This window comes from Serratia sp. KG1D (assembly GCF_037150675.1).
Classification (GTDB): domain Bacteria; phylum Pseudomonadota; class Gammaproteobacteria; order Enterobacterales; family Enterobacteriaceae; genus Serratia; species Serratia nematodiphila.
Genome location: NZ_JBAGIH010000001.1, coordinates 427844 through 448584, shown reverse-complemented (window position 1 = coordinate 448584; position 20741 = coordinate 427844). Strand labels below are relative to the sequence as shown.

General features: G+C 59.9%; 20 protein-coding genes and 1 riboswitch. Of the genes, 8 read left to right on the top strand and 12 right to left on the bottom strand.

Annotated elements, in window-relative coordinates:
* Entirely contained in the window at positions 1–516 is a 516-nt protein-coding gene (gene moaB / locus WFM45_RS02210) for a molybdenum cofactor biosynthesis protein B (RefSeq protein WP_021503999.1), read from the bottom strand.
* 24 nt (positions 517–540) lie between these two features.
* On the bottom strand, positions 541–1527 hold the full coding sequence (gene moaA, locus WFM45_RS02205; RefSeq protein WP_033641045.1) for a GTP 3',8-cyclase MoaA: 987 nt from the start codon (positions 1525–1527) through the stop codon (positions 541–543).
* A riboswitch (molybdenum cofactor riboswitch) is annotated at positions 1514–1658 on the bottom strand. It overlaps the preceding gene by 14 nt.
* A gap of 260 nt (positions 1659–1918) precedes the next feature.
* Here moaA and WFM45_RS02200 point away from each other — a divergent pair.
* Positions 1919–2836, top strand: coding sequence for a gluconeogenesis factor YvcK family protein (locus WFM45_RS02200; RefSeq protein WP_004939781.1), 918 nt, complete (start codon positions 1919–1921; stop codon positions 2834–2836).
* A 6-nt stretch (positions 2837–2842) separates the two neighbouring features.
* Here the strand turns inward: WFM45_RS02200 and WFM45_RS02195 are convergent, their stop codons facing one another.
* From WFM45_RS02195 to WFM45_RS02185, 3 genes are all read right to left on the bottom strand, one after another.
* Positions 2843–3109, bottom strand: coding sequence for a VF530 family DNA-binding protein (locus WFM45_RS02195; protein WP_044031724.1), 267 nt, complete (start codon positions 3107–3109; stop codon positions 2843–2845).
* A gap of 100 nt (positions 3110–3209) precedes the next feature.
* Complete coding sequence (gene uvrB, locus WFM45_RS02190) at positions 3210–5222, bottom strand: excinuclease ABC subunit UvrB (protein WP_336954351.1); 2013 nt, start codon at positions 5220–5222, stop codon at positions 3210–3212.
* Between the two features lie 531 nt (positions 5223–5753).
* Positions 5754–5876: a hypothetical protein gene (locus tag WFM45_RS02185; protein ID WP_254901096.1), complete on the bottom strand. Its 123-nt coding sequence runs from the start codon at positions 5874–5876 to the stop codon at positions 5754–5756.
* A gap of 454 nt (positions 5877–6330) precedes the next feature.
* Between WFM45_RS02185 and WFM45_RS02180 the strand changes: the two genes are divergently transcribed.
* The gene (locus tag WFM45_RS02180; protein ID WP_048322429.1) at positions 6331–7041 is read left to right on the top strand and encodes an ATP-binding cassette domain-containing protein; all 711 of its coding nucleotides are present in this window, start codon (positions 6331–6333) and stop codon (positions 7039–7041) included.
* Between the two features lie 129 nt (positions 7042–7170).
* On the top strand, positions 7171–8802 hold the full coding sequence (locus WFM45_RS02175) for a hypothetical protein (RefSeq protein ID WP_060558844.1): 1632 nt from the start codon (positions 7171–7173) through the stop codon (positions 8800–8802).
* 53 nt (positions 8803–8855) lie between these two features.
* On the opposite strand, the gene bioD is transcribed toward WFM45_RS02175, so the two are convergent.
* From bioD to bioB, 4 genes are read right to left on the bottom strand one after another with little or no spacing between them, the layout of a single operon-like run.
* Complete coding sequence (gene bioD / locus WFM45_RS02170; protein WP_060558842.1) at positions 8856–9536, bottom strand: dethiobiotin synthase; 681 nt, start codon at positions 9534–9536, stop codon at positions 8856–8858.
* Positions 9529–10296, bottom strand: a complete 768-nt coding sequence (gene bioC / locus WFM45_RS02165; RefSeq protein WP_015377013.1) for a malonyl-ACP O-methyltransferase BioC — start codon at positions 10294–10296, stop codon at positions 9529–9531. Before bioC ends, bioD begins: the two co-directional genes overlap by 8 nt.
* Positions 10280–11431 (bottom strand): 8-amino-7-oxononanoate synthase, encoded by a 1152-nt coding sequence (gene bioF, locus WFM45_RS02160; RefSeq protein WP_085336502.1) that lies wholly within the window; start codon positions 11429–11431, stop codon positions 10280–10282. The genes bioC and bioF overlap by 17 nt, the downstream gene beginning before the upstream one ends.
* Positions 11431–12468, bottom strand: coding sequence for a biotin synthase BioB (bioB, locus tag WFM45_RS02155; RefSeq protein ID WP_025160023.1), 1038 nt, complete (start codon positions 12466–12468; stop codon positions 11431–11433). Before bioB ends, bioF begins: the two co-directional genes overlap by 1 nt.
* Positions 12469–12556: 88 nt before the next feature.
* Here bioB and bioA point away from each other — a divergent pair, with 88 nt between their 5' ends.
* A complete protein-coding gene (bioA, locus tag WFM45_RS02150; protein ID WP_336954342.1) occupies positions 12557–13831 on the top strand; it encodes an adenosylmethionine--8-amino-7-oxononanoate transaminase in 1275 nt (424 codons plus the stop codon).
* 4 nt (positions 13832–13835) lie between these two features.
* Here the strand turns inward: bioA and WFM45_RS02145 are convergent, their stop codons facing one another.
* Together WFM45_RS02145 and WFM45_RS02140 are read right to left on the bottom strand one after the other, a co-directional pair.
* Positions 13836–14237 carry a YkvA family protein gene (locus WFM45_RS02145; RefSeq protein ID WP_025301916.1) on the bottom strand — a complete coding sequence of 134 codons (402 nt, stop codon included), beginning with the start codon at positions 14235–14237 and terminating at the stop codon, positions 13836–13838.
* A 2-nt stretch (positions 14238–14239) separates the two neighbouring features.
* Positions 14240–14515 carry a metal/formaldehyde-sensitive transcriptional repressor gene (locus tag WFM45_RS02140; RefSeq protein ID WP_336954339.1) on the bottom strand — a complete coding sequence of 92 codons (276 nt, stop codon included), beginning with the start codon at positions 14513–14515 and terminating at the stop codon, positions 14240–14242.
* Positions 14516–14593: 78 nt separating this feature from the next.
* Here WFM45_RS02140 and dmeF point away from each other — a divergent pair, with 78 nt between their 5' ends.
* Positions 14594–15562 (top strand): CDF family Co(II)/Ni(II) efflux transporter DmeF, encoded by a 969-nt coding sequence (gene dmeF, locus WFM45_RS02135; protein ID WP_336954336.1) that lies wholly within the window; start codon positions 14594–14596, stop codon positions 15560–15562.
* 32 nt (positions 15563–15594) lie between these two features.
* Positions 15595–16077, top strand: coding sequence for a kinase inhibitor (locus tag WFM45_RS02130; protein ID WP_016928694.1), 483 nt, complete (start codon positions 15595–15597; stop codon positions 16075–16077).
* Positions 16078–16141: 64 nt separating this feature from the next.
* On the opposite strand, the gene pgl is transcribed toward WFM45_RS02130, so the two are convergent.
* Complete coding sequence (gene pgl / locus WFM45_RS02125; protein WP_048322424.1) at positions 16142–17137, bottom strand: 6-phosphogluconolactonase; 996 nt, start codon at positions 17135–17137, stop codon at positions 16142–16144.
* A gap of 700 nt (positions 17138–17837) precedes the next feature.
* Between pgl and WFM45_RS02120 the strand changes: the two genes are divergently transcribed.
* Together WFM45_RS02120 and WFM45_RS02115 are read left to right on the top strand one after the other, a co-directional pair.
* A complete protein-coding gene (locus tag WFM45_RS02120; RefSeq protein ID WP_336954331.1) occupies positions 17838–19808 on the top strand; it encodes an acyltransferase family protein in 1971 nt (656 codons plus the stop codon).
* A 96-nt stretch (positions 19809–19904) separates the two neighbouring features.
* Positions 19905–20723 carry a pyridoxal phosphatase gene (locus WFM45_RS02115; RefSeq protein WP_033633884.1) on the top strand — a complete coding sequence of 273 codons (819 nt, stop codon included), beginning with the start codon at positions 19905–19907 and terminating at the stop codon, positions 20721–20723.
* The last annotated feature ends 18 nt before the right edge of the window (positions 20724–20741 follow it).

Below are 20741 nucleotides of genomic sequence, written 5' to 3'. Positions count from 1 at the left end.
TCAGGGCTTCTTCAAATGGGGTTGGAAGTTGCACGGGCGATGGCGCGCGTCCAACTGCTCTTCGATAATCCGCTCCCAGGCGGTGCGGCAGGCGCGGGTGGAACCCGGCATGGCGAAAATCACCGTGCGGTTGGCCAGGCCAGCCAGCGCGCGCGACTGGATCGTCGCGGTGCCGATCTCTTCGTACGACACCATGCGGAACAGTTCGCCGAACCCCTCCACCTCTCTGTCGAACAGCGGCAACAGCGCTTCCGGCGTGTTGTCGCGCGCGGTAAAACCGGTGCCGCCGGTGATCAGCACCGCCTGCACGTTGTCATCGGCAATCCACGCGGAAACCCGCGCGCGGATCTGGTAAATGTCATCTTTGACGATGGCGCGATCCACCACCTGATGGCCGGCTTCCCGCGCCGCGTCCTGCAGATATTGGCCGGAGGTGTCTTCCGCCGCGCCGCGGCTGTCGGACACGGTCAGGATGGCGATATGCGCCGCAATAAACTCGCTGCTCGCATGGCTCATGGTTCAATAAGCTCCTATTGGCTGTCAGCCGCCGATAAACGACAGGTTCTGGGTGATCCCGCTGTTGCCCTGATGCAGGAAATGGGTCTGCTTCTTGCTCAGCAGCCCGCTCTGGATGCGCGCCTTCAGCGCATCGAGCTGGCCGTCGTCCGCCAGCAGATCGCGCAGGGGCACCCCCTGCTCGCCGAACAGGCATAGGTGCAGATTGCCGATGGAAGAAACGCGCAGCCGGTTGCAGCTGGCGCAGAAGTCTTTTTCATACGGCATGATAAGACCCACCTCACCCTGGTAGTCCGGGTGGCTGAATACCTGCGCCGGGCCGTCGCTGCGGCCGCGCGCCTGGCGCTGCCAGCCCTGCTGTTCCAACTGCCGGCGAATCACTTCGCCGGAAACGTGGTGTTTGCGAAACAGCTCGCCGCCCTCACCGGTTTCCATCAGTTCGATAAAACGCAGTTGGATCGGCCGATCCTTGATCCAGGCGAGAAAGGCGCCGAGCTGCTGGTGATTGACGTCGCGCATCAGCACGGCGTTGACCTTGACCTTGCTGAAACCGGCGCTAAAGGCGGCGTCGATGCCGTCCATCACCTGGCGGAACTTGTCCTGGCCGGTGATGGCGTGAAACTGACGGGGATCCAGGCTGTCGATGCTGACGTTGATCGCCGTCAGACCGGCGTCACGCCAGGCGGCGACGTCGCGCGCCAGACGGTAACCGTTGGTGGTGACCGCCAGCGTGCGGATGGCCGGGTTTTCCCGCACGGCGGCGATGATCTCGGTAAAATCACGGCGCAGCGAAGGCTCGCCGCCGGTCAGGCGCACCTTTTCGGTGCCCAGTTCGGCGAACGCGCGGCTGACGCGGCGGATTTCATCCAGCGACAGGAAGCTTTTCGGGCTGCCGCTCGGCTTGTAGCCATCGGGCAGACAATAGGTGCAACGAAAGTTGCACACGTCGGTGATCGACAAGCGCAGGTAATAGAACTTGCGCTCATAAGCATCAATGAGTTGCGGTACCATAACACCTTTCCAAAGTCGGGAGATGCGAGCGTTTCCCCTCTGCACCCTGGTGGCTGACTTCGCCACGGCCCAGGCGCCATATCGTTCCGGATGAACAACGTAGGCGCAGGGGCTAGGAGTTTGATTTCTCTTCCCGCTACCTTGAGTAGCCGGAATGAAACCGTGGTTTTCAGCAGAATTCTAGCGCTAATCGGCAACGATAGCCAACGCGTTAATTCGCTATATAATTGTCTATACAGCGTTTTTAGACGCCGTCTATTCGGGTAAACCATGATAAACATCGCTTGCGTGGACGAATTGACCAGAATCACGCAAATGACACTCTTTATCGCGTTTTTATGCCGGATCCGCTACCTTATGCGGGCAGTTCAGCCCCTTTGTAAGGAAATTTATGCGTAATCGTACCCTGGCCGATCTCGACCGCGTGGTGGCGTTGGGCGGCGGACACGGTCTGGGCCGTGTGATGTCGGCCCTGTCGTCCTTAGGCTCCCGCCTGACCGGCATCGTCACCACCACCGACAACGGCGGTTCCACCGGCCGCATCCGCCGTTCGGAAGGCGGCATTGCCTGGGGCGATACCCGCAACTGCCTCAACCAGCTGATCACCGAACCGAGCGTCGCCTCGGCGATGTTCGAATACCGTTTCAGCGGCAACGGTGAGCTGGCCGGCCATAACCTGGGCAACCTGATGCTGAAAGCGCTGGATCACCTGAGCGTGCGCCCGCTGGAAGCGATCAACCTGGTGCGCAGCTTGCTGAAGGTGGACGCGGCGCTGATCCCGATGTCGGAGCAGCCGGTGGATTTGATGGCGCACGATCACGAAGGCAATCACGTTTACGGTGAAGTGAATGTCGATCAACTGACTCTTATGCCGCAGGAGCTGATGCTGTCGCCCCCGGTCAACGCCACGCGCGAAGCGCTGGACGCCATCGCGCAAGCCGACGTGATCCTGATCGGGCCGGGCAGCTTCCTCACCAGCCTGATGCCGCTGCTGCTGCTGGACGATCTCACCCAGGCGCTGCGCCGCAGCAGCGCCAGCATGATCTATATCGGCAACCTCGGCCGCGAACTGAGCGTGGCCGCCGCGGCGCTGTCGTTAAAGGATAAGCTGACGCTGATGGAAGAGAAGATCGGCCGCCGGATGATCGATGCGCTGATTGTCGGCCCGGCGGTGGACACCAGTGAAGTGCAGGATCGGGTGGTGATTCAACAGCCGCTGGAAGCGAGCGACATCCCCTACCGCCACGATCGCCAGCTGCTGCGCCAGGCGCTGGATCACGCGCTGGTGGAGCTGGCCGCCCGCCGCTGACCGAATTTAGCCGTCGCGCCCGCGCAGCCAGGGATTATCGCTGGCCGGGGCGGGATGGCTGACCATATCGATATACAGCTCTTCCACCTCTTTGCGCGCCCAGGGCGTGCGACGCAAAAACTTCAGGCTGGACTTGATGCTCGGATCGCTGCGGAAGCAGTTGATGCGAATGCGCGCGCCCAGTTCGGACCAACCGTAGTGATCCACCAGTTTATTCAGCAGCTGCTCCAGAGTCACGCCGTGCAGCGGGTCTTTAGACTGGTGTTGGCTCATGTTCGGTACTCTTCGTGGTCAAATCGGGCCGCACACCATAACAGCTTTGACGCGGCCGACAAGGAATTTTGACGCTCACAGCGCGGGCGCCGTCCAACGGTCAGGAAATCGCGATGAACTGCTCGCGCAGCTGGTGGATTTCGTCGCGCAGCGCAGCCGCCTGCTCGAACTCCAGGTTTTGCGCATGGGTGTACATCTGCGCTTCCAGATCGCGGATTTTCTGATCCAGCGCTTTCGGCGTAAGGTTCTGCAGCTGAGCGCCGCTGTCCGCCACCTTGCCCTTGCCTTTAGCCTTGGCGCGGTTGACCGGCTGGCCGATCTGCAGAATATCGCCGATCTTCTTGTTCAGCCCCTGCGGCACGATGCCGTTGGCTTCGTTATAGGCCTGCTGCTTGGCGCGGCGCCGCTCGGTTTCACCGATCGCCTTGGCCATCGAATCGGTGATGCGATCGCCATACAGGATCGCCTTGCCGTTCAGGTTACGCGCCGCGCGGCCGATGGTCTGGATCAGTGAACGCTCGGAACGCAGGAAGCCTTCCTTGTCGGCGTCCAGAATCGCCACCAGCGACACCTCAGGCATGTCGAGGCCCTCACGCAGCAGGTTGATGCCCACCAGCACGTCAAACTCGCCCAGACGCAGGTCACGGATGATTTCGACCCGTTCCACGGTATCGATGTCCGAGTGCAGGTAGCGCACGCGCTCGCCATGCTCTTCCAGGTATTCGGTCAGGTCTTCCGCCATGCGTTTGGTCAGGGTGGTCACCAGCACGCGCTCGTTGATCGCCGCGCGCTTGCGGATCTCGGAGAGCAGATCGTCCACCTGAGTGGCGACCGGCCGCACTTCCACGATCGGATCCAGCAGCCCGGTCGGGCGCACCACCTGATCGATCAGATCGCCGCCGGATTTCTCCAGCTCATATTTGCCCGGCGTGGCGGAAACATAGATGGTCTGCGGCGCCAGCGCCTCGAACTCCTCGAAGCGCAGCGGGCGGTTGTCCAGCGCCGACGGCAGACGGAAGCCGTACTCCACCAGCGTTTCCTTGCGCGCGCGGTCGCCCTTGAACATCGCGCCGATCTGCGGAATGGTGACGTGGGATTCGTCGACCACCAGCAGGCCGTCCGCCGGCAGGTAGTCGAACAGCGTCGGCGGCGGCTCGCCCTCGGCGCGCCCGGAAAGGTAGCGCGAGTAGTTTTCAATGCCCGAGCAGTAGCCCAGCTCGTTCATCATCTCCAGATCGAACTGGGTGCGCTGCGTCAGGCGTTGCTCTTCCAGCAGCTTGTTGTTGGCCAACAGCACCTTGCGGCGGTCCGCCAGATCGACCTTGATCTCTTCCATCGCCTGCATGATCCGCTCGCGCGGCGTCACGTAGTGCGACTTCGGGTAAATGGTAAAACGCGGCACCACCTGCTCAATCTGCCCGGTCAGCGGATCGAACAGCGACAGCCGTTCCACTTCTTCGTCGAACAGCTCGACGCGCAGCGCCAGCTCGTCCGATTCCGCCGGGAAGATGTCGATCACCTCGCCGCGCACGCGGAAGGTGGCGCGCTGGAAAGCCTGATCGTTACGGGAATACTGCAGCTCCGCCAGGCGGCGCAAAATGGAGCGCTGATCGATAATCATCCCCTGGGTCAGGTGCAGCATCATCTTCAGGTAAAGATCCGGATCGCCCAGACCGTAGATCGCCGACACCGACGCCACCACCACCACATCGCGCCGCTCCAGCAACGCCTTGGTGGCGGAAAGACGCATCTGTTCGATGTGCTCGTTCACCGAAGCGTCTTTTTCAATGAAGGTGTCGGAGCTGGGCACGTAGGCTTCCGGCTGGTAGTAGTCGTAGTAGGAGACGAAGTATTCCACCGCATTCTCAGGGAAAAACGCTTTCATCTCGCCGTACAGCTGCGCCGCCAGCGTCTTGTTCGGCGCCAGCACCATGGTCGGCCGATTCAGATCGGCTATCACGTTGGCGATGGTGAATGTCTTGCCCGAACCGGTGACCCCCAGCAGCGTCTGGTGCGCCAGGCCGTCTTCCAGCCCCTCTTCCAGCTTGCGGATGGCTTCCGGCTGATCGCCGGCCGGTTTGAACTCGGAATGCAGTTTGAAAAGTTTACTCATTGCTCGGCTACCCTGTGGAGATGCGCGCGCTCAGGCGGCCAGCCGGCTCTGCGCCGGATATGGCCCCTAATTATGGAAAGTGTCGGCGATTTGCGCCAGTGCCCATGATACTGGATATAAAACCAGCTTCAAGCGGATTCGTCGCTGCGCCCGGCACGGCGGCGATGCCGTTGCACCGTGAGGTTACAGCCGGGTGACATTTTTATTGTCAATAACAGATTTATCCCCAGAACTTGCCGCGAATTAACTTATTGATAGCACCGCGTCGAAAAATCATACATAGAGACCTGATCAATACCCTTGTGTCTTGATTTTAATTAATCTATTGATATATAAGATATTTAATAAAAAGACGAGAATGCGGGCAAAGCGAACAGAACCCGCGTCGGCTCTCGCTTTACAGCGTTTTTCTAAATCTAATGCACAAGGTTATCCACAGGAATAGTGGATAACTCTCACCGCCCCGCCCGGGGCGGGAGTTACAGAAAGAAAGCTTTTCGCCCTTTACACTCGCCAAAATGGCTTTTTTAGTTATTTTTTCATAAAAATATCGCTTTGTTTATGCCGATTAATACTAAAAATCCCCATTGCTAAAATCGCATTGCCCCCTTTCTCGCGGATCGCGCTTGACGGCGGCGCAATGCCTTGCACCATGCCCTCACCGCAGAGCACCACAAGAGTGCAAAAAACGTCCGGGTTAACTTCCCGGCGTATTTTCAGGCCGCCGCGGCAGAGCGCGTCAGGCCTGATTAGCGGTTAACAAGACGATAACAACCTCCCGTTTTCACCCGGCGACAAAATTGGCCTGGGAGTTGCTTTATCTTCCTGCGTATCAATGCGGTGCGGCGGCGTGATGCGCTGCCAGCCGCAGCGTGTACGCCTCGCGGTGCTATCGCCTGTAAAAGCGCAAGAACGACACCAAGTCGTCACAAGCGTCGTTTTTAACGACATATTGACTGTCATTCCGTCCACCGCAGACCTTGCTCTGGCTCATCGGACGGACGGCATCTTGTTCCAGACATTGCCACACTCGGGAAATTCGCCGCGCATGCGGCCTTTGCTGTCCCCCGCCAACGAGTGAAACGAGCGTCTATGAGGAGAATGCCAAATGCTGAGCCTGAGATCGGTCAATCAATTCTACGGTCAAAACCACACCCTGTGGGACATCAACCTGGAGCTGCCGCGCGGCCAGTGCACCGTGCTGCTCGGGCGCAACGGCGTGGGCAAGACCACGCTGGTCAACTGCATCATGGGGCATTTGCCGGTAGTGAGCGGCAGCATGACCTGGCAGCCGGCAGATCAGCCGCCGCAAAACCTGCTGCTGCAACCGATGGAGCGCCGCGCCGCACTCGGCATCAGCCACGTCCCGCAAGGGCGGCAACTCTTCTCGCAGCTGAGCGTGGAAGAGAATCTGCAGGTGGCGCAGATGGCCGTGCGCGGCGCCCCTCGCCGCATTCCGCCGCTGATCTACAGCCTGTTTCCCAATTTGCGCCAGATGCGTACCCGCCGCGCCGGCGATCTGTGCGAAGGCGCCCAACGCCAGTTGGCGATCGGCCGTGCGCTGGCGCAGGAACCGGCACTGCTGATCCTCGACGAACCGACGGCGGGCATGCCGCCTTCGATCGCCGCCGACATCGGCAACGTGATCCGCAGGCTCAACTTTGAGTTGGGCATGACCATTTTGCTGGTAGAGCATCAGCTGCCGTTCGTGCGCCGGGTGGCGGACCGCTTTTGTCTGCTCGATAGCGGGCGCACCGTGGCGCACGGCGCGCTGACGCAGTTGGATGAGGCGCTGATCGGCGCCGGGCTGGCGGAGTGAGTGCTCGGGTTAGCGATTAGATTGCTGTTGTATCAGTCACGGCCGGTCTGCGCCCAATAGGCATGGGCCCGCCGTCTTTTCATACTCGATAGGGGTCACACCGACACCATAATATCGAGGGATGTAAGCATGACAGACAACAACGCGGCATTTATTCAATACGCAGATTTGCGCAACAAAAACTGGAGCCTGCAGGAACGTCTTAATATTGAAGGCATTTACGTCAGCTCGCGCGACGAACTGGTCGGCGCACAAGACTTTATCATCAAAACGTTAAAACGCCCTGCGATTGTCAGATTCGCCGCGCCTTTTGCCCTTTGGACGGCGCCTAAAACCGATATCAATGTCGGATTCGTCTATATCGACGGCAACGGCGTCAACATCACTACCGAGATCCCCAACGGCACGGAAAGCGACCATAACTATTTCCTGCGCTGCTATACCAGCAGCGGCGCGCTGGATAACAACGTTCCTATTCGCCCGGCGCCTATCATGAAAGATTTCACCGTAAAGGGCATCGGCGCCAGGATTAACAACAAAGATGAAACGACGATCGAATACACCTATATCGACGGCGTCCGTTTCGATTCGCCTGAAGGCCCGCTGGGCAACTTTTCCGTCAATAACGTCTATATTTCCGGCTTCTACTACGGCCTGTACTACGGCACCAATGCCTATATCGCCCACCACTACGCCTGTGAAGTCATTCGCTGTTTTGAGTGCCTGCATATGCCTTCAACGAACAGCGGCGCCCAAAACTTCGGCGAAGGCATCAACTTCTTCGGTGGCACCCTCGGCAATTCCCAGGGGTTGGCCGTTCGCAACGCTAACCCCAACGGCGCCTTCCGCCTGTTCGGTGCTTCGATCGACTATGCCGGCTCGATTGCCGACGTTGAGGCCGGTAGCATTGAATTGCATGGCTGCCATATGGAATTCAACAACGGTAATAGTCCGCTTATGGAAATTCCCTTCCGTTGCAGCGCCAATCAAAATGCATCGCTGTTGATTCACGGCGGCGAAATCATCGTCGCCGGCGGCCGACTGGCGCAAGCGTCGCTGTTTTACGCCGAGGCCGGCAGTAGCGGGATTATCGTCGACAGCGTGAAGTTCTATGGCGTAAGAACCGCCAGCGGCCGCTATTTCAGCGGTACCGGCGACTTTGTCATCGTCAATAGCCGACTGGATGGCGGTGGGGGTGGCGCCGGGATCCAGACGCTGGTCGGCGCCGTGAATAACAAGTTAAAAGACGGTGAGTTCGCCTTTTCCGCTAAGCCGTTTGGCTGGGAAGTGACAGGCGGCACGATCAGCGAGCCCTTTACCTCAGACGCAGTGACTATCAGTATCGAAGCCGGCGCAGGCGTCAACGGCAGTAATGCCCTGAAAGTGACCAAGTTGGGCAACGCCAATACCAACGCCGGAGTGAGAGTGATCGTGCCCGCCGCGCAATATGAGCAGTTGGGCGCCTGTTTTACCCTGAAAACGGTCAACGGCGGTACCGGCAATCTGTTCGCGACGCTGCAATATGCCTGTATCCAGGAACATGCGGACAACGGCATCTCGCTCGTCGCCAAAGCCGCGCCGGCAGCCTGGGACGCCGCCTTGAAAGCCGATGCTTACGCCGAGTACACCGAATATCGTTTCAACGCCAATCGACGAAAAGTCCCGGTCTGGGCGACCCATGTCATCCTGACGTTCAACCTGTATGCCCTGGCGAAAAATGGCGTGCTTTATCTCGATAACGCCTGTATTACCGCCATGTAAAAGCCAACGCCGGGTCATAAGACCCGGCGTTGTGATTCATCAGCCAGAACCTCTCACTGCGCCAGCAGGCTGATATCCAGATACTGCCCCAGCGGCGCCCGTTCGGCCTGCGGCAGGTGCGGGATTTCACCCAGCAGCGGCGCCGGCAGCATGCGGCGCAGCGTGGCCAGGTATTCCTGATGCCGCCGCCCCGGCGGCGCCACGTCGTTGGCGATCCAACCGGCCAGCGTCAGCCCCGCTTGTCGCACCGCCTGCGCCGTCAACACCGCATGGTTGATACAGCCCAGTTTGATGCCCACCACCAGGATCACCGGCAGTTGCTCCTGCTGCACCCAGTCGGCGAAGGTGTACTGCGCCGACAACGGAGTAAACCACCCGCCGGCGCCCTCGACCAATACCCAGTCGGCGCGCTGTTCCAGCCGGCGCAGGCCGTCGGACAGCCGCGCTGCGTCGATCGGCCGGCCTTCATCGGCGCTAACGATATGCGGCGAAGTCGGTTCGGCAAAAACGTAAGGGTTCACTTCGTCGTACCCCAGCGCCACGCTGCTGTTGGCCTGCAGCGCCAGCGCGTCGCCGTTGCGCAGCCCCTCGGCGGTCATCTCGCTGCCCGAGGCCACCGGCTTATAGCCGGCGCTGCGGTAGCCCGCCAGATTGGCGGCCTGCAGCAAGGCGCTGCTGGCGACGGTTTTCCCCACTTCGGTGTCGGTGCCGGTCACGAACCAACGTTTAATCACGATAAATCACTCCATAAGCCAGATGATAGCTGAGCGGGAACTGCCCCTGCCGGCACGGGTAAGCCGCCTGCAGCGCGGCGAGGCGGCCGCGCGACATCAGGCCGCCCTCGCGTCCCTGGTGCAGATGCGTCGCCCCGATGCCCTTGAGCGAACGCATCAGCGTCATCACGTCCGGGTAATTCAGGGTGCGCAGCTCCGTCACCAGCTCGTGTCGATAGTCGGCACAGGCGGCGCGGATCTGCGCCAGCGGCAGGAAGGCGTTCACGTGACGTTCGCCGTCCACCTGTTGCCAGGCGTCCCCCAATTCCTGCAGCGAGCCCGCCGCCAGCGTGGAGAACAGGATCACACCGCCGGGCCGGGTGACGCGATACAGCTCCGCCAACGCTGCGGGCAGATCGCTGCACCACTGCACCACCAGGCTGCTGAAACAGATGTCCATCGCCGCGTCGGGCAACGGCACCTGCTCGATATCGCCCAGCAGATAATGGTGCGCCGCCTGTTGCTGGCGGGCGAATGCCAACATCCCCGGCGCCAGATCGAGCGCCGTCACCTGCTTGCCGCGCTCGCGCCACAGACGGCTGAAATAGCCGGTGCCGCAGCCGGCATCCAGCAGCCGTTCGCCTGGGTGGGAACTCCCCATCCCCAGTAAGCGCTCGCCAACATCACGCTGCAGCGCGGCGGCGGCGTCGTAGCTGCCGGCCGCGCGGCTGAAGGCCGAGGCGACCGCCTGTTTGTTCACTGTGTCATTGGCTGACGTCATGCAATACCTCCAGCAGGCGATCGATATCCTGCGGCTGGTGCGCCGCCGTCAGGGTAATGCGCAGCCGCGCGCCGCCCGGCGGTACCGTCGGCGGACGGATGGCGCTTACCCACAGGCCGCGATCGCGCAGACGGGTCGCCAGATCGAGCGCACGCTGATTGTCCCCCACCAGCAGCGGCTGGATGGCGGTGTCGGAATCCGTCAGGGTCAGCGCCAGCGGCGCCGCGCCCTGGCGGAAACGCCGGATGTTGTCCTGCAGCCGGACGCGCAGTTCATCACCCTCTCGAATGCAGGCCAGCGCCGCCTGCAGCGCGCAGGCCTGCGCCGGCGGCATCGCGGTGCTGTAGATCAGATGGCGAGCGAACTGCAGCAGATACTCGGCGGTCGCCTCATCGCACAGCACTGCCGCGCCGCTGACGCCGAACGCTTTGCCGAAGGTCGCCACCAGCAGTTCAGGACGCACGCCCTGCTGCCAGCAGCTGCCGCGGCCTTGCTCGCCGCGCACGCCGACGCCGTGGGCATCGTCCACCATCAGCCAGGCGCCCGCCGCGCGGGTTAAGCGATGCAGCTCCGCCAACGGTGCGCCGTCGCCGTCCATGCTGAACACCCCTTCGGTCACCGCCAGCCGCTGCCCGTCGCAGGGTTTGGCCAGCAGATCCGCCAGCGCCTGCGGCTGGTTGTGCTGGAAGCGACGCAGCTCGGCCGGCGACTGAGCCGCCGCCTCCAGCAGCGAGGCATGGCTGAGGCGATCGGCCAAAATGCGATCGCCCTTTTGCATCAACGCCGCCAGCACCGCCTGGTTGGCGGCGTAGCCGGAGATGAACAGCAGCGCGCGCGGATAGCCGAGCCACGCCGCCAGTTGCTCCTCCAGCGCCTGATGCGCCGCGCTAAAGCCGGTGACGTGGCCCGAACCGCCGCTGCCGACGCCGTAACGCTGCGCGCCCTGCTGCCAGGCGGCGATCACCCGCGCATCCTGGCTCAGCCCCAGGTAGTCGTTACCGGAGAAGTTCAGGTAGAGACGATCGCCGAGCCGGATCTGGCGGCCGTTGCCGCCCTCGGTGGTCTGTCGCCGGCGGTAGGCGGCGTTCAAACGCCGCTCCGCCAGAGCCTGCTCGATGCGTTGTGGCCAGCTCATCACGGCGCCGCGTTGTAAAACTCGGCGGTATCGGCGTTCAGCAGTTGCTTGGCCAGCACCTGCTGTTGCTGGTTGTCGCCGTGTTCGGTTGCGGTCTGCTGCGGGTTGAGCCCCAGCTTGCGGAACAGCTGCAGGTCTTTGTCTTCTTCCGGATTCGGCGTGGTCAGCAGCTTGCAGCCGTAGAAGATGGAGTTGGCGCCGGCCATGAAGCACATCGCCTGCGTCTGTTCGTTCATCTGTTCGCGGCCGGCGGAGAGACGGACATAAGAGGCCGGCATCATGATGCGCGCCACCGCGATAGTGCGGATGAAATCGAACGGATCGACGTCATCGTTATCCGCCAGCGGCGTGCCTTTCACCTTCACCAACATGTTGATCGGCACGCTCTCCGGCGGTTTCGGCAGGTTGGCTAGCTGCACCAGCAGCCCGGCGCGGTCGCGCACCGTTTCACCCAGCCCAACGATGCCGCCGGAGCACACTTTGATGCCGGCGTCGCGCACTTTGTCGAGCGTATCCAGGCGTTCCTGGTAGCTGCGGGTGGTGATGATGCTGCCGTAGAACTCCGGCGAGGTATCGAGGTTATGGTTGTAATAATCCAGCCCGGCTTCCGCCAGCCGCTCGGCCTGAGTACCGTCAAGCGTGCCCAGCGTCATGCAGGTTTCCATGCCCATCGCTTTCACGCCCTGCACCATCTGCTGCAGATAAGGCATATCGCGCTCGTGCGGGTTCTTCCACGCCGCGCCCATGCAAAAACGGGTCGAGCCGTTCGCCTTGGCCTTGCGCGCCGATTCCAGTACCTGCTCGACCTGCATCAACCGCTCCGACTCCAGGCCGGTCTTGTAGCGTGAGCTCTGCGGGCAGTATTTACAGTCTTCCGGGCAAGCGCCGGTTTTGATCGACAGCAGTGTGCTGACCTGCACCTGACGCGGGTCGAAGTGCTGACGGTGTACGGTTTGCGCTTCGAACAGCAGTTCCAGCAGCGGTTTATCAAACAGGGCCTGGGCTTGCCCTACTGTCCAGTGAATGCGGTCGGCCATCATGGCGTCTCCAAAACGAAAAAGTGTCGCCAGTTTAAATATTGTGGATATACTGTCAACCAATCTTAATTCAATTTGGTTTACAAGTATGTCTGTCACCGCTTCCGACCTGGCGTTTGACCAACGTCATATCTGGCACCCCTACACCTCCATGAGCCGCCCGTTGCCCTGTTACCCGATCGAGTCGGCCAGCGGCGTCGAGCTGCAGCTGGCGGATGGCAGGCGCCTGGTGGACGGCATGTCCTCCTGGTGGGCGGCGATCCACGGTTACAACCATCCGAGTCTGAATCAGGCCGCCAGCCAGCAATTGGAGAAGATGTCGCACGTGATGTTCGGCGGCATCACCCATCCGGCCGCCATCTCGCTGTGCCGTCGGCTGGTGGAGATGACGCCGGAAGCGCTCCAGTGCGTGTTCCTGGCAGATTCCGGTTCGGTGGCGGTGGAAGTGTCGCTGAAGATGGTGCTGCAGTACTGGCAGGCGCGCGGCGAGCGCCGGCAGCGCATCCTGACGCTGCGCCACGGCTATCACGGCGATACCTTCGGCGCGATGTCGGTCTGCGATCCGGACAACTCGATGCACAGCCTCTATCAGGGCTATCTGGCGCCGCACCTGTTCGCCACCGCGCCGCAGTGCCGCTTCGACGAGGAATGGCGCGAAGAAGACATTGCGCCGTTCGCCGCGCTGCTGGAGCAGCACGCCGGTGAAGTGGCGGCGGTGATCCTGGAACCGGTGGTGCAAGGCGCCGGCGGCATGCGCATCTACCACCCAACCTACCTCAAGCGGGTGCGCGAGCTGTGCGACCGCCATCAGGTGCTGCTGATCGCCGACGAGATCGCCACCGGCTTCGGCCGCACCGGCAAGCTGTTCGCCTGCGAACACGCGCAGGTGGTGCCGGACATTCTCTGTCTGGGCAAGGCGCTGACCGGCGGTTACATGACCCTTTCCGCCACCCTGACCACCCGCCACGTGGCGGAGACCATCAGCAACGGCGCGGCCGGCTGCTTTATGCACGGGCCGACCTTTATGGGCAACCCGCTGGCCTGTGCGGTAGCGGACGCCAGCCTGGCGCTGCTGGCGGAAAATCGCTGGCAGGCGCAGGTGAGCGCCATCGAGGCCCAGCTGAAGCGGGAACTGCTGCCGTTGGCGGCGCTGCCGAAAGTGGCGGACGTGCGGGTGCTGGGGGCGATTGGGGTGGTGGAGATGCGCGAACCGGTGGATGTCGCCGAGCTGCAGCGCGGCTTCGTCGAGCGCGGGGTGTGGATCCGGCCGTTCGGCAAACTGATTTACCTGATGCCGCCTTACATCATCGAAGCGGCACAGCTCAGCCGCCTGACCGCCGCCGTGGCCGCCGCCGCGCGTTAATGCCTTACCAATGCTGGTCGAGATAGCGGGCCAGCAATCCCAGGCACAGCAGCCAGAGTAAAATGATCATCGCCGCCGCCATGCGGCCGGTGGGGTTGTCGACGCGCTTTTGCGCCTTCTCGCGCAGCTCGGCCATCAGCGGTTTGGGGATCAGCCGCACCGCCAGCATGATGCCCAACGGCACGATAATCACATCGTCCAGATAGCCCAGCACCGGAATGAAATCCGGGATCAAATCGATTGGCGAGATCGCATAGCCGGCCACCAGCAGCGCGATCAGCTTGGCGTACCATGGGGTGCGCTTATCACGGGCGGCCAGCCACAGCGCGTAGATATCGCGCTTGATGCCTTTGGCCCAACGGCGCAGCCAGCCGAACCACGGCGTGCGTTTTTTCAGTGAAATCATGATTACTTCATATAAGAACGTAAAACGATCATCAATTGCTCGATGTCCTGCTCGCGCTGCTGCGGCGTAGCGTCCGCGGCAGCCAGATGTTCGCGCACATGCCCTTCCAACACCTGCGCCATTAAACCGTTGACCGCGCCGCGCACCGCCGCGATCTGCTGCAGCACAGCAGAACATTCGCCGCCGCTCTCCAGCGCGCGCTCCAGCGCTTCGGCCTGCCCTTTAATGCGGCGCACCCGCGCCAACAGCTTCTTTTGATCTCTGAGGGTATGGCTCATTATTTCCGCCTGATTGTTATTTACTATACTGGGGTATAGTATACTTCAGCACACTACCTTTTGCTGAGGAACTTCACCATGACGTCTCACGCGCCCGCTTTGCACCGCGAGCACAGCCACGTTTTTGACGATGGTAACCCATTGGCCGAAAGAAACACCAGATGGGCGGTGATACTCACCGCCAGTATGATGGTCATCGAAATCGCCGGGGGCTGGCTGTTTAACTCGATGGCATTGTTGGCCGACGGCTGGCACATGAGCTCGCATGCGCTGGCTCTGGGCTTGTCGCTGCTGGCTTACGGCGCCGCACGCCGGTTGGCCAAGGATCGCCGCTTCAGCCTCGGCACCTGGAAGATAGAAGTGCTGGCCGGTTACACCAGCGCGGTGTTGCTGGTGCTGGTGGCAGCGCTGATGCTGTTTCAGTCAGCGCAGCGGCTGCTGAATCCCAGCCCGATTCATTACAACGAAGCCATCGCCATCGGTACGAGCGGGCTGGCCGTCAATCTGCTTTGCGCCTGGCTGCTGCGCGGCGGCGGCCACCATCACCACCACGGGGATCACCACGATGACCATCATCATGACCTCAACCTGCGCTCCGCCTATATCCACGTCATCGCCGACGCCGCCACCTCGGTGTTGGCCCTCGTCGCGCTGTTCGGCGGCAAGCTTTGGGGCGCCGCCTGGCTCGATCCGTTGATGGGCATCGTCGGCGCGATGATGGTGGCCGCCTGGGCCTATAGCCTGATGCGCGATAGCGGGAAGATTTTGCTGGATGCCGAAATGGACGCCCCCGTGGCGCAAGAGATGCGTCAGACCCTGGCCACCTCCGGCCACGCGCTCACGCTGACAGATTTGCATTTAGGCCGCATCGGCAAAGGAAAATATCATTGCGTCATCGCCCTGAGCAGCGCCGATCGCGCCCTCACCGCCGACAGGATACGTCGACTGTTGGCCGTTCATCCCGAACTGGTGCATGTTACCGTCGAGATCAACCGCCCGCCGCTGGCGCAAGGGGTTGTATTGTTCCACCAAAAAGATCTAGCTTAAGGGCTCTGCTTTTATCGCAACTGGGAGTCATTATGGCTTTTCGTTTGTACAGCAACGATCTGCAGGACGGCGGCACAATGCCGCAGACGCAGGTTTTCAACGGCATGGGCTACCACGGCGATAACCTGTCGCCCCACCTGGCCTGGGACGGCGTGCCCGAGGGCACCAAGAGCTTCGTCGTCACCCTGTACGATCCTGATGCCCCAACCGGCTCCGGCTGGTGGCACTGGGTGGTGGCCAATATCCCGGCCGACGTGCGTGAGCTGCCGCAGGGCGCAGGCTCCGGCAAAGCGCCGCTGCCGAGCGCCGCGCTGCAAACCCGTACCGACTTCGGCTCGGCCGGTTACGGCGGCGCCGCGCCGCCGAATGGCGAAAGCCACCGCTATCAGTTCACCGTGCACGCGCTGGACGTGGAAAGCATCGAGGTGGATGAAGGGTCCAGCGGCGCTCTGGTGGGCTTTAACGTCCATTTCCACAGTCTCGGCAGCGCCACGCTGACGGTGATGTTCAACTGATCCCCCGCCAATAAAAAAGCGCGGTCAACCGCACCGCGCTTTCCACTCGAGTCTGACTGACTAATTACTTCGCCAGCACGCTTACCCACATCGGGCCTTTGCCCACCGGATAACGCGCCAGCGTAGTCAGCTTACCGCTGGCCTGATCAATTTCATGCACCGCGATGTGATCGGACTTCTGGCCGGACGAAATCACGAAGCGGCCGCTGTGATCGATATTGAAACCGCGCGGCTGCGTTTCGGTCGGATAATAGCCGACCACGCTCAGCGTGCCGCCGTCTTCGGAAACGCTGAAGAGGGTCAGAATGCTGGCGGTGCGATCGCTGGTATACAGGAAGCGGCCGTTCGGCGTGATATGAATGTCCGCCGCCCAGCGGGTGCCGTCGAAATCGCTCGGCATGATGTCCAGCGTCTGCGTCACGCTGTATTTGCCGCCGTTTTCCGAAATGGCCAGCACGTCTACCGTGCCGTTCAGCTCATTGACGCAGTAGGCGAACTTGTCGTTGTGGTGGAACGCCATATGGCGCGGGCCGGCGCCGGCGGCGATATCCACCGCGTCCTGCGCGTGCGGCGTCAGCTGGCCCGCCAGGCTCAGGTTAAACAGACGGATGCGGTCTTCTTTCAGGCACGGCACCAGCACCAGCTGGTTGGTCGGATCGATGTTCGCCGAGTGCGGCGCGTTCAGGCCGTCGATCTGTTGGATCGGCGCCGTTACTACGCCGTCGTGGCCGATCGGGCTGATGCTGGCGCAGTTGCCGCTGTAGGAAGCGGAGAACAGGTAACGCCCCTGCAAATCAGTCGAGATATGGGTCGGGCTGCCCGGCAGCGGCGCCATGCCGGCCTGCTGCAACGTGCCATCCGCCTCGATGCGGTAGCTGACGATACCGAACGCCGGACGCACGCCGACGTACAGGTGAGTCTTGTCCGGATGAAGGGTCATCGGCTGCACCTGGCCCGGCACGTCAACGGTTTGCAGCAGCGCCAGCGCGCCGGCGTCGTCCAACTGCCAGACGTGGATCTGCTGGCTCTCCGGGCTGGCGACATAAACGATTTGCTTCATGTGTTCTCCTTGCAAAGGGTAAAAGAGGAACCGGTTTCAGGCCGTTCGCTTGCCCCTAGCTTACCGCACATCCGTCGCATGGCACTACCGCATTACGCTTAAATCCCCAAGCCACATTCTTTCCCCCCAGACAACATCCACGTTCAAAATGCCAAAAGCCATCACCCTAACGTCTGCTGCGATTTTCTTATCGGAAACGAGCAGTCATAGAGAATGGAAGACAGACTCACGAATTATTGATAAATTAAAAAGCCTGCTCAAAAATTAAAATAGAATTTGCCGCCGAACGGTTAATCCTCTTTACATTAGCAATACACATAACCACCTGGCGTCACTAAAAACATAATTAATATAAATAACAAGAAACAAATCATAATAGATATAGATATATTAATAATATAAAAAATATCAATTAATCTATACATAACATATTGCCGCCCAAGGTCGACACAGACACGCCCATGACTCGCTGGACATAGCAGTTATGTCGAGTTTGGCATGCCTCCTATGCCAGTGGCGTGCCCCTTTAATAATTCACCTAATGAATTAATTTGACTGATTACATAAATACAAATGAAAAATAATTAAGAGGAATGAATAAAAACTTCAATCGCGATTGCAATAACACCATGGAAAAGCGTGCCCGCACTCCTTATGGATGACTATAAAAAACCCAAAATACATTTACTGAGTAATAGATATGCTTTCTTCTTCACAGAATTTCAGACATGACATCAACGGGCTTAGAGCCTGGGCAGTGATCGCTGTCGTACTTTTTCATTTCGGCATCCCGGGTTTTTCCGGCGGCTTTGTCGGCGTAGATGTATTCTTCGTCATATCCGGTTTCCTGATGATGCAGATCATCATTACCGGCCTGGAACAAGATCGTTTTTCACTTTGGCGCTTTTACCTGGCTCGAGCCCGTCGCATCATTCCCGCCCTACTTGCACTCTGTTCGACCTTACTGTGCCTGGGATGGTTCTGGTTACCAACGCTGGATTACAGTCAACTGGCAAAACATGCCTTTACCGCCATACTCTTCCTGTCTAACGTGAAGTTTTGGAAAGAAGCCGGCTATTTTGACAGCGTATCCCATGAAAAATGGCTGCTGCATACTTGGTCGTTATCCGTAGAATGGCAGTTCTATATTATCCTGCCGCTGGCCCTTATGTTTATATGGCGATTGGGGGGCAAAAACGGCTTCATGCGCTTCATCATTTTAGCCGGCGCGGTCTCCTTTGGCTTATCAATCATCATGTCTTCCCTCGCGCCCTCCGCCGGGTTTTTTCTTATCCCAACCCGAGCCTGGGAAATGCTTGCCGGAGGAATCGTCTGGCGGTTAACGCAAAACCGAACGCTCAGCGGAAAAAGACGTATTTATACGGAATGGCTTGGGATGCTATGCATCGCGATAGCCATCGTGGGATGTGATGCCAGTAAACCCTGGCCCGGTTACAACGCCCTGTTGCCGGTTATCGGCGCCATGTTGGTGCTTGCCGCCGGCCGCCAGGATTCCCCCTTGACCTCAAACCCCGTCGCTGCACGTCTGGGTGTTTCATCCTACTCTATTTACCTTTGGCATTGGCCGATTGTGGTGCTGCTTGTCTACACCAATGCTCAATCCGAGATGAAATGGGTAGTTGCGGGATTACTGGCCAGCGTGTTGCTTGGCGAGTTGTCGCTTCGTCTTATAGAAACCCCTGTCCGCAAGTGGCTTTCAAGGCAAACAACGCGTCAATCAGTGTGTACAATCGGAATCGCTACCATGCTGGTTGCTGCGCTGTGTGTCACACTGTTTACCGTTAATTTCTCCGGCAGGTTACCGCAGCAAATCGATCTGATCGCCAACGAAAGTACCAACATGCTCGCCAACAGAGATGAATGCTTCGCCAAGTCCGGCTTCAGCTCGCCATCCTGTATCTATGGAGGCGAAAATATTCGGGTTATCATCGTTGGCGATAGCCACGGCGATGCGATGATCTCTGCAGTCGAGTCCGCCCTGCCAAATCAAACTGATGGGCTTCTCAATCTCACTTATGCAGGCTGCCCAACGCTCTTCGGAGCCAACGTTGTTCCCGGCGCGCTTGACGATAATATTCAGTGCAGCGCATTCAATCAGTGGATAAAAGAAAAACTATCCACGCTGGACAACAATATCCCCGCAGTCGTGATTAACCGAACCAGTGCTTACGCCTTCGGCCAGCAAATTGCGGGCGCGAAGCAGAACCAACCATCGGTGTATTTTTCGAAGGTATATCGTACCCCTGAGCCGGGATTTTTGTCCGAGTTCAAAACTTCACTCGTCGACACTCTGTGTGAAATGGCTACAGAACGGCAAATTTATGTTGTGCGTCCGGTGCCGGAAATGCTCGTCAATGTGCCAAAAACACTGTCGCGCCTGCTGAGTTTTGGCGGTTCAGAGCCCGACATATCCATCTCCGAAACAGATTACCGACAACGTCATGCTTTTGTCTGGCAAGCTCAAGATGAAGCGGCGAAAAAATGTGGCGTAAAAATTTTGGATCCGCTTCCTTACCTGTGCGAAGACGGCAAGTGCGCGGGAACTCACAATGGGCGGCCCATCTATTTTGACGATAACCATCTTAGCGAATATGGCAACAAACTTCTGGTACCGATGTTCAAAACTCTGTTCTCATCAGCGTCCAAATAAGTCATCGGTCGGCGATAGCAGGCAGACCGAATTGTTTGCATCAGAGCGAAGAGGTACCATCGGATTAATTTTATGGCTAACGATAACGAGAACCCTATGAGCTACCGCGTCATCGCCCTCGATCTTGACGGCACCCTGTTGGACAACCAAAAACGCATCTTACCGCAGTCGCTGGAAGCGCTGGCGCAGGCGCGCGCCGCCGGCGTCCAGGTGGTGGTGGTCACCGGCCGCCACCACGTCGCCATCCATCCGTTTTACCAGGCGCTGCAGATAGATACCCCGGCCATCTGCTGCAACGGCACCTACCTGTATGATTTTCAGCAGAAAAAGGTGCTGGCCGCCGATCCGCTGGCGAAAGATCAGGCCAAGCAGGTGCTGCAGATGCTCAAGCAGACCGACATTCACGGGCTGATGTACGTTGACGACGCCATGCTGTATCAGGAGCCGAGCGGCCATGTGATTCGCTCGCTGGCCTGGGCCGAAACCCTGCCGGCGGCGCAGCGCCCGACGCTGCTGCAGGTCGGCAGCCTGACGCAGGCGGCCGACGACGCGCAGGCGATCTGGAAATTCGCCACCTCGCACGCCGATATTCCGGCGCTGCGCGAGTTTGCCGACACGGTGGAAAAAGAGCTGGGGCTGGCGTGCGAATGGTCCTGGCACGATCAGGTGGATATCGCCAAAGGCGGCAACAGCAAAGGCAAACGCCTGCGTCAATGGGTAGAGTCGCAGGGGTTGAGCATGGATCAGGTGGTGGCGTTCGGCGACAACTACAACGACATCAGCATGCTGGAAGCGGTCGGGTTGGGGGTGGCGATGGGCAATGCCGATGACGCCATCAAGGAACGCGCCGATCTGGTGATCGCCGATAACCTGCAGCCGGGCATCGCCGAGGTGATCCGCACCCGCGTGCTGTAATCTTTTCGCCCTCCCGCC